Origin of the sequence: Hyphomonas sp. (assembly GCF_013823385.1) — a bacterium.
Classification (GTDB): domain Bacteria; phylum Pseudomonadota; class Alphaproteobacteria; order Caulobacterales; family Hyphomonadaceae; genus Hyphomonas.
On record NZ_PNMA01000028.1, the window covers coordinates 1 to 14391 of the forward strand.

The following is a 14391-nucleotide window of genomic DNA, read 5'->3' on the forward strand; positions in this document are numbered from 1 at the left end:
TTTAGGGTACGGTCTAATAGGGAGGCTATTTCCAGGGACCCCCAGGCTGCACTCACAATCCAGTAAGTTTGTACAGCTTTCGGAATCCGTCACTCATCCCTCGGCCCACGAATATTAACGTGGTTCCCATCGGCTACGCCTTTCGGCCTGACCTTAGGGGCCGGCTAACCCTGCGCAGATTAGCTTTACGCAGGAACCCTTGGACTTTCGGCGAGAGGGTCTCTCACCCTCTTTGTCGCTACTCATGTCAACATTCTCACTTCCGATACCTCCAGCAAACCTCACGGTTCACCTTCATCGGCTTACGGAACGCTCCGCTACCGCTCTTACGAGCCCGCGATTTCGGCGCATAACTTTAGTCCCGATACATTTTCCGCGCAGGATCGCTTGATCAGTGAGCTGTTACGCTTTCTTTAAAGGATGGCTGCTTCTAAGCCAACCTCCTGATTGTCTCAGCAATCCCACATCGTTTCGCACTTAGCTATGACTTGGGGGCCTTAATCGGCGGTCTGGGTTGTTTCCCTTTTCACGACGGACGTTAGCACCCGCCGTGTGTCTGCCACGTATAACTTCCAGGTATTCGGAGTTTGATAAGGTTTGGTAATCCGGTAAGGACCCCTAGCCCATTCAGTGCTCTACCCCCTGGAGTCTCAACCGTGACGCTCTACCTAAATAGATTTCGCGGAGAACCAGCTATCAGCAAGTTTGATTGGCCTTTCACCCCTAGGCACAGGTCATCCGAGAATTTTTCAACATTCAACGGTTCGGCCCTCCAGTGCGTGTTACCGCACCTTCAGCCTGCCCATACCTAGATCACTTGCCTTCGGGTCTAATGCTACGTACTCAGTCGCCCTATTCAGACTCGCTTTCGCTGTGCCTACACCTAACGGCTTAAGCTTGCACGCAACACTAAGTCGTTGACCCATTATACAAAAGGTACGAGGTCACTCCGAAGAGCTCCCTCAGCTTGTAGGCATCCGGTTTCAGGATCTGTTTCACTCCCCTCATCGGGGTTCTTTTCATCATTCCCTCACGGTACTTGTTCACTATCGGTCGGTAAGGAGTACTTAGGCTTGGAGGGTGGTCCCCCCATTTTCAGACAGGATTTCACGTGTCCCGCCCTACTCTAAAAGGTCTTCATTTTACGGATACGGGGCTATCACCCACTATGGCGCACCTTCCCAGATGCTTCTCCTTGTTTCAGACCAGGCCTGGTCCGCGTTCGCTCGCCACTACTAACGGAGTCTCAATTGATGTCCTTTCCTCCGGGTACTCAGATGTTTCAATTCCCCGGGTTCGCTTTTTAAACCTATGTATTCAGTTTAAAATACCTCACTATTGAAATGTCAGACATGTCGAGCGCCGAAGCGCTCGAATTATCCAACATCTCGGAGGTGGGTTTCCCCATTCAGAAATCACCGGATCAAAGGGTGCTCTCGCCTCCCCGGTGCTTATCGCAGAGTGCCACGTCTTTCATCGCCTCTTACCGCCAAGACATCCCCCGGATGCCCTTTTGACGCTTGATCTCATAAAACCCATGTGCAGTGGAAAGCGCAGAACGCTTCACTTGCACAGAGTTTCAGTCAGACATTGTTGGTTTCTTGCAGACTGACCCTTTGAAGCACGCCTGTTGCCAAGCACGCTCTATCGGCTGAAGCAGCAACGCCAAAACCCTGTGGGGGTTTATGAGGCGCGCGGCCGGATCAGTCTTTCCCTTACGATAACAAACATCCCGGAACCCCAATGGGCTCCGGAAACCAGATAACTTCTTTCGTTCGTGAGACAGGATGGTGGAGCCAGACGGAGTCGAACCGACGGCCTCCTGAATGCAAATCAGGCGCTCTCCCAACTGAGCTATGGCCCCGTGGTTCCTGTCGCTGGCTCTCGGCCAGTCTCGCTTACCCCTTGTAACTTCGATGGTGGGCCGAGGAAGAGTTGAACTTCCGACCTCACGCTTATCAGGCGTGCGCTCTAACCACCTGAGCTACCGGCCCTTCAGCCAGGCAGACCAGGCGGCCGCCGCAGCCAAAGTCGAAGACAGGCGCTAGCGCCCGCGGGGCTCGCTTATACCCAGGCAGCCAGATGCCGCCAGGCATTACGAACGAAGGAAGAGAAACGGAGACGGCGCGACAGCCGCATATGTTTGCCTTCATAAGAAGGCTTTGAATAAGGGCAGCAGAGCTTCACGTGAGTAAAGCAATCTGTTGCATCCTTAGAAAGGAGGTGATCCAGCCGCAGGTTCCCCTACGGCTACCTTGTTACGACTTCATCCCAGTTACTGATCCTACCGTGGCCGGCTGCCTCCGAAGTTAGCTCACCGTCTTCGGGTAGAACCAATTCCCATGATGTGACGGGCGGTGTGTACAAGGCCCGGGAACGTATTCACCGTGGCATGCTGATCCACGATTACTAGCGATTCCACCTTCATGCCGTCGAGTTGCAGACGACAATCCGAACTGAGACAGCTTTTTGGGATTATCCCATTGTCACTGCCATTGTAGCACGTGTGTAGCCCTACCCGTAAGGGCCATGAGGACTTGACGTCATCCCCACCTTCCTCCGGCTTGCCACCGGCAGTTTCCTTAGAGTGCCCACCCAAACGTGATGGCAACTAAGGATGAGGGTTGCGCTCGTTGCGGGACTTAACCCAACATCTCACGACACGAGCTGACGACAGCCATGCAGCACCTGTGTTCCAGCCAGCCGAACTGAAGGAATCCATCTCTGGAAACCATACTGGACATGTCAAGGGTAGGTAAGGTTCTGCGCGTTGCTTCGAATTAAACCACATGCTCCACCGCTTGTGCGGGCCCCCGTCAATTTCTTTGAGTTTTAACCTTGCGGCCGTACTCCCCAGGCGGAGAGCTTAATGTGTTAACTGCGTCACCGACAGGCATGCCTGCCAACAACTAGCTCTCATCGTTTACGGTGTGGACTACCAGGGTATCTAATCCTGTTTGCTCCCCACACTTTCGCACCTCAGCGTCAGTATCAGTCCAGTTAGCCGCCTTCGCCACTGGTGTTCCACCGAATATCTACGAATTTCACCTCTACACTCGGTATTCCGCTAACCTCTCCTGATCTCCAGACTTCCAGTTTCAAATGCAGTTCCGAGGTTGAGCCCCGGGATTTCACACCTGACTTAAAAGTCCGCCTACGTGCGCTTTACGCCCAGTAATTCCGAACAACGCTAGCCCCCTTCGTATTACCGCGGCTGCTGGCACGAAGTTAGCCGGGGCTTCTTCTTCAGGTACGGTCATTATCATCCCTGACGAAAGAATTTTACAACCCTAAGGCCTTCATCATTCACGCGGCATGGCTGCATCAGGCTTTCGCCCATTGTGCAAGATTCCCCACTGCTGCCTCCCGTAGGAGTCTGGGCCGTGTCTCAGTCCCAGTGTGGCTGATCATCCTCTCAGACCAGCTATGGATCGTCGCCTTTGTGAGCCATTACCTCACCAACTAGCTAATCCAACGCGGGCCGATCTTTCACCGATAAATCTTTCCCCCTAAGGGCGTATACGGTATTACCACCAGTTTCCCAGAGCTATTCCGTAGTGAAAGGTACGTTCCCACGCGTTACTCACCCGTCTGCCACTATATCGTTCGACTTGCATGTGTTAGGCCTGCCGCCAGCGTTCGTTCTGAGCCAGAATCAAACTCTCAAGTTGAGTTTTGATCTGACGAACCATCCATTGGAATATGGACGGTTACTTTGCTGTATAAGCATAAGTATTGCGTTCTTTGACGAGAACCCTTTTAAACAAAAGGAAGACCGAAGCCTTCCCGATGGAAAAAAGAATTCTCAAGAAACACATCGTCGTGATCGTTTGGACATCTTGCGATGTCCGCAAGCCATCACGCCGCCTGCGTTTCTCTTCCTATCTCTTACGATGTCAAACAGCGTGAGCCGAAGCTCGAATTTGGTGCCCGTTGGAAGCCTGCGGCCCCGTCCGGAAGTGGCGGCTTATACAGCCGCCTAATTTCCCGTCAACCACCTTTTTTCGCTCTTCTGCAGTTCGTCAGAACCACCAGATTTTAGCGAACACAACTCCCTGGCCGATCAAGTCTCGGCCCGTTTGTTGGGGCGTCCGGGAAGCGGCGGCTTGTATAACCACCGCATTTCCCGTCAACCTCTTTTTTCGCTTTTCCACAGCCTGTTAGAGCCACCGGATTTTAGCGAACTGAACTTCCTGGCCGATCATCTCGGCCCATCCATTCGGGCGTTCGGGAAGCGGCGGCTTTTAGGGCCACCGTTTCTCCCGTCAACCCTTTTCTCACCCCTCTTTCAGAATTCCACACCTTGGCGTGAAGCCTGATTTTCAGAGCGAACAGAACTCCTGTGCCGATTGTCTCGGCCCATTTGCTCGGGCGTTCGGGAGAACCGCACATATAGCCGCTGTTCGGTGTAAAGGGCAACCCCTTTTCTTCCGTTCGGCGACCGCAGGGCGGTCATCGCTGGGCCGTTTGTTGCCGCCCGGCTCAGCGAAGGCCGCGATGTATCGGTGCCGCCTGAGAACCACAAGCCCTCATTCTGCGAAATTCACAGATTCACTGCTGTTTGTGGAAAAGGCTCAGAACTGGGCGGAGAGGTAAGACTTCATCGCCTGGGCCTCAGCCTCTGTCTCGGCGATCTTCCATTTCACCAGATCCCCGATGGAGACAAAGCCGGTCAGCCGGTTGTTGCGCACAACGGGAAGATGCCGGATGCGCCGGTCGGTCATCAGCTGCAGCGCCTGGTCGATGGGGGCTTCCGCCGTGATGGTGATCACGGCCCGCGTCATGGCGTTGCCAACATTCATCTCGAGGGCCGCCGCCCCCTCCCTGGCGAACTGCCGCACGATATCGCGTTCCGACAGCACACCGACGATCTCGCCGTCAGCGTCCAGCGTCACGACCGCGCCGATCCGCCGTTCATCCAGCAGCCGCGCCGCTTCGCGCAGCGTATCATCGGCCCGCAGCGTGATGACTTCACGGCCCTTGTCGTTGAGAATCTGTTCAATGATCATTCCGGTCCTCCATCGCAGCGGCGGCCTTCAGGCCGTCTCACCATGATGGAAGATACCATAACCGGGAACGCGAAGCGACTCCCATGAATTCGGCGTTAAACGCCCTGTTTCCGCTTATATATCAAGTTTGCGCAGAGCGTTCCAAATCAGCACACGGGCAAAAAGCGCCCCGGCGACATAGCCGCCGGCATGCACTTCCCAGGCGATGGATGCCCCCAGAAGCGCCGGACCGACAAAGGCAAACAGCAGGTTTGCCACCATGAAGATGCTCGTCACGGTGAGGAAATTGCGCGAGAGAACCCGCGCCCCCGCTCCTTCCCGCATGAGGAAAAACGCCCCCATCAGGCCACTGATCCCGCCCGAGGCGCCCACCGCGATGGGCCCGCTGGGATTGTTGAGCAGCAGGTAAACCAGTCCGCCCCCGGCCTGGGAAAGGAAAATCAGTACAAAGAACATGGCGACGGCGCCAACGCCATATCCGCCGCGCAAAGCCGAGAGCATTTCCAGCACCGGCTTGCCGATGGCGATCATGAAAACGGCGTTCAGGATAACGTGAAACCAGTCTCCGTGCAGCAGCGTGCTGAGCACAAAGGGTGCCATCGCGCTCAGCCATCCGGCATAGGGCGGCGCCACGCCTGGCAGCAGAACCGGGCCGCCAATCCACCCCCAGAAGCGTTCCGGAAACAGCGCTCCATGATACAGCGCCGCGATTTCCAGCTCCTGCGGAGCGAAGACGCGGGCCCCATGCAACGCAATCAGCAGCAGCGCAAAAGCGGTCAGCGGCAGCGGCGCATTGATGATCGGCGGGCGCTTTTGAGCAGATTGCATCCCAAATTCCTCACTACTCGCGGCCAGAATCGGTCTGCCACACGCTCTTTCATGTAGGCGTGAATGTTAAATTTGCCTCGCCGCGCGCTGAAACTAGTTCCTCTCTTATGTACGTGAAGCTGTTTCTCGGGCTCGTCGCGGCCCTTTTCGCCCTCTTCGGGGCCGTCTCGCTGGCCAATCCCATCGGCATGGCCGAAAACCTCGGCGTCGCCGTCGGCGGCCCCAATGGCGCTTACGAGCTGCGGGGCATCTATGGCGGGGTCAGCCTGGCCGCCGCCCTGCTCTGCGCAGCCGGGGCGCTGCAGTCCGCCTTCCGGCTGCCGGCGATCTGGTTTCTCATTGTATATATGGGGGGCTATGTGTTCGCGCGCGGCTTTGCCCTGCTCCTCGGCCCGGCGCCCACCAGCGTGTATATCGGCTTTGTCGCCTTTGAAGTGGCCGTGCTGGCCGGGGCGATATTCGCCCTGAGAGCCACCCGGCAGCGCTGATCCCAAAAGAAAAGCCCCGCCAGCGAGGCGGGGCTTCCTGAAGAATCACTGGCCAGGGCCGTCTCAGAACGTCTTGCGCAGCGTCACGCCATAGGAACGGGGCGCGACGGGATAGCCCATATAGGAGCCAGACTGCGCCACGGCCGGGAATGCGGTCGTGATATATTCGTCGTTGAACACGTTGCGCACCCACAGCGTCACGCCGAGGCCGTCATCATTGCTGAAGCCGGTCGAGGCATTGAAGGTATTGACCTTCTTCTGCTCGCCAAAGGCGGCCTGCTCGATGTCGCTGTCGAAATGGTCAACGGCGCTTTCATACTGCCAGTCGCCGCGGACATAGGCGTCCCAGCCGGCCACATCGAAGAAGTAGGTCGCCGCCGTGGAGGTAGCCACTTCCGGAATGCCATAGGGCTTCTGGCCGGAAAGGTCGCCGCTCGCCGAATTCGGGAAGCTGTCATACTTCGGATCCTGAAGCGTACCGGCCACCATCAGCTGCAGATTATTGACCGGGTTCCAGGTCACGTCGAATTCCAGACCCTTGTTGGACTGCTTGCCGGCATTGGCCAGCGCGAAGCCCGTGCCCGTGAACACGTTCGACTGGAAGCCTTCGATCGTCTGGTCGAAATAGGCGAGATTGAAAGCCACGGTCGAATAGACGCCCTTCAGGCCCACCTCGAACACGGCCGCATCCTCCGGCCCGGCATAGCGGGTGCCGGTCGTCAGGTTCGGCAGGGCGAGGCCGGCATTGCGAATCGGCGATCCTGCCGGGCTCGTCACCGGCGAACCGGGGATGAAGTCCCGCGCGAAGGGGCGCGAGTCGCGCGACAGGTTCCAGGACGTCGCCTTGAAGCCGGTGGCATACGACACATAAGTATTGAGGTTGTCGTTGAGGTCATAGGCAAGGCGCAGCGTGTAGGTCGTTGCCGAATCCTTCGTCTGGCCGCTTTCGACCGAGTTGGGGAAGTTCAGGAACGGCGGCAGGAACTGCAGCGGCTGAAGGGCCAGGAACGGGTTGACCGCCGGGTTCGTCGCATTGGCTGTCGCAAATTGCTGCATGCCGGCAAAGATCGCCGGGTTGGCCTGCGCAAAAGCGCCCACGGCAGCCGGATTGGTCGGATCAACACCTGCGTTGATCAGGGCCTGGCCGAGGATCACCTGCTGGCCAGCCGCCACGAAGTCGACCGCCGAAAGGGCGTCCGTCGCGTTCACGCGGCCATACGCATCCTTCTTGTCTTCGGTATAGTTGAGGCCGACGGTTGCCGTCAGGCGCTCAGTGACATGAAAGTCCAGTGTCCCGAAGAGAGACCAGGCGGTGTTGTCCTGGCCATAGGATTCGGCAAGCCCCTGCCCTGCCTGGGCAAAGGTGGTGCCCACCGGCAGGCCCAGCACGCTTTCGACGCCTGCCAGAATGTCGGTGATCGTGCCGGTATTGGGGTTCAGCCCCCCTGCCAGGGCGTTGGCATAGTTGCGATAGTCGTTGCCATAGAAGAGGCCGTTCTCGATATCGACCTTTTCATCGAAATAGAACGCGCCCAGCATCCAGTCGAACCGCTCGCCCGCCGTCGAGGTCAGGCGGATTTCCTGGGTGAAGGTGTCGATGTCGGTCTTGTTGGAGTTTTCTGCCAGCAGGTTCGCGCCGGTGAAATCGGAATCCTGGTTGGTGTCGAGCTTCGACATCCGGTACGCCGTGATCGAGGTCAGGCGCACGGTCTCCAGATCGAAGTCAGCCTGGAACGATGCCCCGCCATTGTCGATCTTGTTCGTGGACGGAAGGTTATACGCCACGCGGTAGCTGTGGGGATCTTCCGCAACGATCTGCCCGCCCAGAGCCTGCACGATGGCGCCCGTCGGCCCGTTGACGACGTTGGCCGCAGCGCAGCACAGCTCGTCGATCTGGTCATAGTCCGCCATCAGACGGAAAGACGTGTTCACATTCGGTTCGAACAGCAGGTCGCCGCGGATGCCCCAGCGGTTGCGTTCGTTGGTTTTCGTTCCCGTGCCGATATCTTCGACATAGCCGTCGCGCTTGTTGTAGGTCACGCCCACGGCGCCGGCGAGGTTTTCCGCCAGCGGCCCGGTGACATAGCCATTCACCCGGTAGCCATTCTCGTTGCTGATCGTGCCATCAACCACGCCGCCAAACTCATATTGCGGCTTCTTGGTAACGACCGAGATCACGCCGGCTGACGCGTTCTTGCCAAACAGGGTCGATTGCGGCCCGCGCAGCACTTCCACCCGCTCGATGTTCGGCAGGTCGGAAATCTGCGAGGCAGAGCGCGACCGGTAGACGCCATCAATGAAGACACCCACCGACGGCTCGATCCCGGCATTGTTGGCCCCGTTGCCGAAGCCGCGGATCACGAAGTTGGTGTTGGCCGAAGACTGCAGCTGGCCCACGCGCAGCGACGGAATGATCGACTGCAGGTCGTTGAGGTCAACAATCGCCGCCCGCTCGATGGTGGCATCGTCCACCACGGACACCGCGATCGGCACATCCTGCAGCGTCTGTTCGCGCTTGGTGGCCGTGATCGTCACGGTCTGCATGGTACGGGTTTCTTCGGCGGCTTCCTGTTCCTGGGCCAGCGCCGGGGCGGCAGCCGTCAGGGCGCTGAGACCAACGCCAAGGCAAAGCATGGCGCTCAGAGCCTTGCGGCCCGATGGCGTCATTTCAGATTTTGACACGTGGAGTTTCCTTCCTGGGAGATTCTGCTGATGGAGGTTGGCCATCGCCCTGCCCGGTGGGGACCGCAGGCGCCGGCAGAGTTTCTTATTAGTATGAAGAGATTGTAATCGGCAGATTCGCGGCGAGGCAAGTCTCACCCTCAGGCAACCCGGCGGCGCAATGGCCGTAACCCTGGCGCAGCTGTTCCGGGCTGAAACGCCCCCGCTTCCAGCCTGAGGCACAGCTTCGCCTTCCCGGCGTCCTGCTGCGCCAATTCTTCCCCCTGAAGCGTAGGAAACAGCGGCGGCGCGCACGTTTATTCCCTCATGGCGTGAATTCAGCCGCTGCCGGCGAACTGGAACAATTATTGCGATTGAGGAGCCGGAGAGGGCCTCCCCTTGGCCCGATGGAACATCAGGAGCAATCCAGAACATGGTCGAGCACTCGATCCACCCGAATACCCGTGTCCTGCTGGACGCCTGGCGCCGCATGCAATCGGAGCCGGACATGCACGCCGCTGCCGGCCCCAATGTGGCCGAGCATGAAGACCTGATCGACCGCATTTTCGTGCTCGAACTGATGGACGACCGCACCTGGCTGGTGCGCACCGCAGGCGACGCCGTCACCTCCCTGGTGGGCCGCCGCCTCTCGAATCACAATTTCCTCGATCTCTGGACCGGCCCGGACCGCGTGATGGTCGATGCCTGCCTTGAGGCGATCCGCCTGGATGGTGGCCCCGGCGTGATCCGCGGGCGCGGCGAAACCCTTTCGGGCGCCCGCGCGGAGCTGGAAGTCACCCTGATGCCGCTCTCGGCCGGTACGGCCGGCGCCACGCGCAACCGGATGCTGGGCCTCTACCAGACCCTCAGCAGCGAAGGCGCGCTCAACGGCCAGCCGGTCTTCCGCCACCGCGTCTCGATGATCGTGCCGCCAGATACCCGCCGCGTCGGCCCGAAGCTGCGCCTGGTGGCCTCGAACTGAAACAACAGGCTCTGCCCGCAAGGGCAGCCTGCGTGAAGCCTGGCCTCGCCGGTGATCAGGGGGCTGAGCGCGCCAGAATGGCGCGTATCACCGGGCGGAGCGCGAGATCCCCATAATCTCCGCGCCCCGCGCCAGGTTTCACGCTCTCTGTTTCAAGCGGCCGCGAGCGGCTCGATATCCGAAACATCAATATCCGCCTCGGCCTTGAGCAGATCATAGCTCATCTGCAGGTTCATCCAGAACTCGACACTCGTGCCGAAGGCCCGCGCAAGACGCTTGGCCGTGTCGATGGTCATGGATGTTTCTTCCTTGATCAGTCGCTCGATCCGCGTGCGCGGCACGCGGATGTGCCTGGCCAGCCGGATCGGGCTGAGGCCCATCGGCTCAAGAAACTCATAGCGGAGAATTTCGCCGGGATGGACTGGCACTTTAAGGGTCGTCATCACCTGTCTCCTTTCAATGATAATCCACGATCTCAACGTCTTCAGGGCCATTTTCGCCCCAGATGAAACAGATGCGCCACTGATCATTGATCCGGATCGAATGCTGCCCCGCACGGTCGCCCCTCAGGGCCTCCAGCCTGTTGGCGGGCGGCACACGAAGGTCTTCCAGCGTGTGCGCAGCCTGAAGCATCGCGACCTTCCGGACGGCAACCCTGAACAGGTTTGAGGGAAAGCCCTTGCCCGGCTTTCCCGCAATAACCTGCCCGATCAGGTCACCTTTGGTGCTCTGTATCACCTGAAGATGCGTATCATTTCATGATACATCCGTCAAGAGCGCTGCGTTTTCATGCCCCCGCCAGCGCCGGCTCCTCGCGTGCCATGGCGGGCTTGCCCAGGATCATGTCGGCGGCTTTCTCCGCCACCATGATGGTCGGCGCGTTGGTATTGCCGCCCACAAGCGTCGGCATCACCGAGGCATCAACCACGCGCAGGCCGTCCACGCCGCGCACGCGCAGCTCGCCGTCCACCGGGCTTGCCTCGGTCGGACCCATCGAAACCGTGCCAACCGGGTGATAGATCGTCTCGCCCTTCTGCCGGATGAAGGCGTCAATCTCCGCATCGGTCTTCACCGAAGCGCCCGGCAGGATTTCCCCGCCCGTATAGGCTTTCAGCGCATTCTGGCGGCACACCTCGCGCACCATCTTCACCGCTTCGCGCATCACGCGGCGATCTTCCTCCGTGGCCAGATAGTTCGGGTCAATCGCCGGATGGGCAAACGGATCATTGGATGCCAGCAGCACGCTGCCCCGGCTTTCCGGGCGCAGCTGGCAGGCGTGAACCGTATAGCCGTCCTTCTCCGGCCCGGCATTGCCATGGTCCATCATGATGGCATTGACGAGGTGCAGCTGAATGTCCGGCATGGCCAGGCCCGGCCGTGAGGAGAGGAACGCGCCCGCCTGCAGGAAATTATCCGCCCCCGGACCAGTCTGGTTATAGAGGTATTGCAGGCCCACGCCGAGCTTCTTGATGCCCTTCTGCAACGAATAGGCCGATAGCGGCACCGGCATGTCATGGATCACCGTTACATCGAGATGGTCCTGAAGATTGCGGCCCACGCCGGTGGACTTGACCTTCGTCTCGATGCCATGGCGCTTCAGAACGTCCGGATCACCCACGCCGGAGAGTTGCAGGATCTGCGGAGACTGCACCGCGCCCGCTGAGAGGATCACTTCGCGGTCAGCGCGGATCTGCCGGGCAATGCGCCCCTTGCCTTCGGCCACTTCCACGCCCACGGCCCTGCCCTTCTCGATCACCACGCGCGTTACCACGCCGGTGGAGATGATCTTGAGGTTGGGCCGCTGGTTCTCGATCGGGCGCAGATAGGCAAAGGACGCGCTCCAGCGCCCGCCCTTGAAGATCGTGCGCTGATAGCGGCCAAAGCCTTCCTGGCTGGCGCCGTTGAAATCTTCCGTAACCGGATAGCCCGCTTCCCGGCCGGCATCGATGAAGGCCTGGTAGACCGGCCCGGAAAGCGGGCTCTCGGTCACGTTCAGCGGGCCGCTGCCGCCATGAAACGCATTGGCGCCGCCCTCATAGCTTTCCGACTTGCGGAAATAGGGCAGCACATCGGCAAAGCTCCAGCCCTTCAGGCCCATCTGGCCCCAGAGGTCATAGTCGCCCGCATGGCCCCGGATATACACCATGCCATTGATCGAGGAGGAGCCGCCCCAGCCCTTGCCGCGCGGCCAGTAGAGGCGGCGGTTTTCCATATGCTGCTGCGGCTCGGTGAAGAAGCCCCAGTTGTGGTCGTTCGCCTGCTTGATCAACCCGCCGACCCCGGCAGGCATCTTAACCATAAGCGAGGTGTCCTTCTTGCCCGCCTCGATCAGGCATACCCTTACGGAAGGGTCTGCCGAGAGGCGGTTTGCCAGCACGCATCCCGCGCTGCCGGCACCGACGATAATATAGTCGAAGCTGTCCATCTTGTTTTCCTCCCGGCGGCCGGCCGCTTTGATTGTTAGCCGTAAACTATCTTGTTCACCCGTGCGCGCAAGAAATTGTCAACGATCATGAACTATCTGTCAGACGTGACATATTGCCTGCATTGCGTTGGGTTGAGCGCAATCGGCCAAGCAGGAAGTAGCCTTAATGACGCGACCGCTCGCCCAATCCCAAGACGCTGAGTCTGGACGGCTTTCCGCCCGTGACCGCCGCGGGTTCAAACGCGTTGAACTGAAACTGACCGGACGCTTCCTGATCGGCGATCATGAAGACCATGTGCTCAGCACCGCCGACATCTCCTGCGACGGCGCGTTCATCGTCTCATCCGAGCGCCCTGGCCTTGATGAGCAGGTCGTGTGCTATTTCGATGAAGTCGGCCGGGTTGTCGCCAATGTGGTGCGCGTCTCCCCCGAAGGCTTTGCCGTCCGCTTCCACACCTCCACCCACAAGCGCGACAAGCTCGCCGACCGGCTCACCTGGCTGCTCAACCGCGACAAGCTCGGCCTTGAGGAAGAGCGCGGCGAAATACGCTACAGCGCCAGCGGCGAAGCCATCGTCAATCTGGCCGATGGCCGCCAGCTCCAGTGTAGCGTGACCGACATCTCCCTCACCGGCGCCGCCTTTGAAACCGCCGGCAAGCCGCCTTTCGTGGGGGAACGCGTCACCGTCGGCAATCTCGTCGGCGAAGTTGTCCGCGTTGCCGGCAACAAGTTCGCCGTCCGCTATGTCCACGGGCAGAAACCGGCCCCCTCCAACTGATGGCAGAGGGTCTTGGCCGCCGGGTGAAACAGGTTACCGGCCAGCCGCCGGGCCCGGATTCTGCGCCGGTCGACCTTTCCCGCATAGACCCCGCCATCTGGCGTGTGCTCGCTGGCGGCGAGGCCCACGGGCCCTACACGCTCGGCCAGATCCAGCAATTCGTCATCGAGGGCCGGCTCCATGCCGCCTCGCAGATCTCTGGCGGCGATCAGCAGCCCTTCCTGCCGATCCGTGACACGCCCCGGCTGGCCGAAGCGCTCGCCCCCGCCTTTGCCGAGCGGGCCCGGCGCCGGGCCGAAGCGGCCAACTACCTGATCACCGCCCGTGCGCCTGCCCCGGCCGAAGCCGCGCTCTGGCGCGACCTGCCCGCCTGCCTCGACGCGCTCGGCAAGCATATGCAGCCCATCCCCGGCACCTTCCTGCTGCGCTCGGCCCGCTCCCTCTCGCAGGTGCGTGCCGCCCTCGCCGAGGCCCTGCCGAAGACGGCGCAGGTCTTCGTCCTGCAGACCCGCGAGGCCCGCCTCGGCTGGGTCGGCTTTGAGGAAGACATGGCAGAGGCGGTGCGTCCCGTCTGGAACGCGCCCCTTACCTGACCTGACCTGTCCGGAAATGTCCGAAAGTGTCCGGATCTGTCCGGATTTGTCCTGATAGTGTCCGCGAAAAGGCTCAGCCGATACGCTTGATGCCCCTGGAATGGCGCTGCCAGTTCTCGACATAGTGGATCGCAGACATCCGGATCACCTGAAGCTGGACCTCTGATACATCTTTGACCACTTTTCCCGGCGCGCCCATCACCAGCGAGTTGTCAGGGATCTCTTTTCCTTCCGGAATCAGGGCATTAGCCCCGATGATGCAATTCCGCCCAATCTTGACCCGGTTGAGGATCGTCGATCCCATCCCGATCAGCGTGTCGTCGCCAATCTCGCAGCCATGCAGGATCACCCGGTGCCCGACGGTGACGTTCTTCCCGATCGTCACCGGCGCGCCAATGTCAGTGTGGATCACCGTCAGATCCTGGATGTTGGAATTTTCTCCAATGATAATAGGGTCATTATCCCCCCGCAGGACGCAGCCATACCAGACCGAGGCGTTCTCCTTCAGCACCACATTGCCCATCACTTCCGCGCTCGGAGCAATCCAGAACCTGCCCTCGCCCGGCAATTGCGGCGCCACCCCGTCAATCTCGTAAATCGCCATATCAATCTCCTGCTGCCCGCCAA

11 protein-coding genes, 2 tRNA genes and 2 rRNA genes are annotated in these 14391 nt (G+C 59.8%); 4 read left to right on the forward strand and 11 right to left on the reverse strand.

The annotated features are described in order from the left end of the window. The 6 genes from C0456_RS14855 to C0456_RS14880 form a co-directional block, all read right to left on the reverse strand. Positions 1-1526, reverse strand: a 23S ribosomal RNA gene (locus C0456_RS14855); the annotation flags it as partial. A gap of 262 nt (positions 1527-1788) precedes the next feature. Then, positions 1789-1864: transfer RNA gene (locus C0456_RS14860), tRNA-Ala, on the reverse strand. Positions 1865-1917: 53 nt separating this feature from the next. Beyond that, positions 1918-1994, reverse strand: a tRNA-Ile gene (locus tag C0456_RS14865). Positions 1995-2216: 222 nt separating this feature from the next. Then, positions 2217-3671 (reverse strand): 16S ribosomal RNA (locus tag C0456_RS14870). Positions 3672-4574: 903 nt separating this feature from the next. Beyond that, complete coding sequence (locus tag C0456_RS14875) at positions 4575-5009, reverse strand: CBS domain-containing protein (protein WP_291053711.1); 435 nt, start codon at positions 5007-5009, stop codon at positions 4575-4577. A gap of 114 nt (positions 5010-5123) precedes the next feature. Next, positions 5124-5837 (reverse strand): rhomboid family intramembrane serine protease, encoded by a 714-nt coding sequence (locus tag C0456_RS14880; protein WP_291053713.1) that lies wholly within the window; start codon positions 5835-5837, stop codon positions 5124-5126. Positions 5838-5950: 113 nt separating this feature from the next. Between C0456_RS14880 and C0456_RS14885 the strand changes: the two genes are divergently transcribed. Continuing rightward, a complete protein-coding gene (locus C0456_RS14885; RefSeq protein WP_291053714.1) occupies positions 5951-6325 on the forward strand; it encodes a DUF4345 family protein in 375 nt (124 codons plus the stop codon). Between the two features lie 63 nt (positions 6326-6388). Here the strand turns inward: C0456_RS14885 and C0456_RS14890 are convergent, their stop codons facing one another. Continuing rightward, positions 6389-9007: a TonB-dependent receptor gene (locus C0456_RS14890; protein ID WP_291053716.1), complete on the reverse strand. Its 2619-nt coding sequence runs from the start codon at positions 9005-9007 to the stop codon at positions 6389-6391. A gap of 412 nt (positions 9008-9419) precedes the next feature. Between C0456_RS14890 and C0456_RS14895 the strand changes: the two genes are divergently transcribed. Beyond that, positions 9420-9968: a PAS domain-containing protein gene (locus C0456_RS14895; protein WP_291053718.1), complete on the forward strand. Its 549-nt coding sequence runs from the start codon at positions 9420-9422 to the stop codon at positions 9966-9968. A 152-nt stretch (positions 9969-10120) separates the two neighbouring features. Here the strand turns inward: C0456_RS14895 and C0456_RS14900 are convergent, their stop codons facing one another. Genes C0456_RS14900 through C0456_RS14910 form a run of 3 tightly spaced genes read right to left on the reverse strand, consistent with a single transcriptional unit; the run spans position 10121 to position 12393 of the window. Then, positions 10121-10411 carry a HigA family addiction module antitoxin gene (locus C0456_RS14900; RefSeq protein ID WP_291053720.1) on the reverse strand — a complete coding sequence of 97 codons (291 nt, stop codon included), beginning with the start codon at positions 10409-10411 and terminating at the stop codon, positions 10121-10123. 13 nt (positions 10412-10424) lie between these two features. Further along, positions 10425-10706: a type II toxin-antitoxin system RelE/ParE family toxin gene (locus C0456_RS14905; RefSeq protein ID WP_291053722.1), complete on the reverse strand. Its 282-nt coding sequence runs from the start codon at positions 10704-10706 to the stop codon at positions 10425-10427. A gap of 49 nt (positions 10707-10755) precedes the next feature. Then, complete coding sequence (locus C0456_RS14910) at positions 10756-12393, reverse strand: choline dehydrogenase (protein ID WP_291053724.1); 1638 nt, start codon at positions 12391-12393, stop codon at positions 10756-10758. A gap of 166 nt (positions 12394-12559) precedes the next feature. Between C0456_RS14910 and C0456_RS14915 the strand changes: the two genes are divergently transcribed. After that, entirely contained in the window at positions 12560-13171 is a 612-nt protein-coding gene (locus tag C0456_RS14915) for a PilZ domain-containing protein (RefSeq protein WP_291053726.1), read from the forward strand. Then, positions 13171-13764, forward strand: a complete 594-nt coding sequence (locus C0456_RS14920) for a hypothetical protein (RefSeq protein WP_291053728.1) — start codon at positions 13171-13173, stop codon at positions 13762-13764. The genes C0456_RS14915 and C0456_RS14920 overlap by 1 nt, the downstream gene beginning before the upstream one ends. A gap of 73 nt (positions 13765-13837) precedes the next feature. Here the strand turns inward: C0456_RS14920 and C0456_RS14925 are convergent, their stop codons facing one another. Continuing rightward, entirely contained in the window at positions 13838-14368 is a 531-nt protein-coding gene (locus C0456_RS14925; protein ID WP_291053730.1) for a gamma carbonic anhydrase family protein, read from the reverse strand. Positions 14369-14391 lie beyond the last annotated feature (23 nt).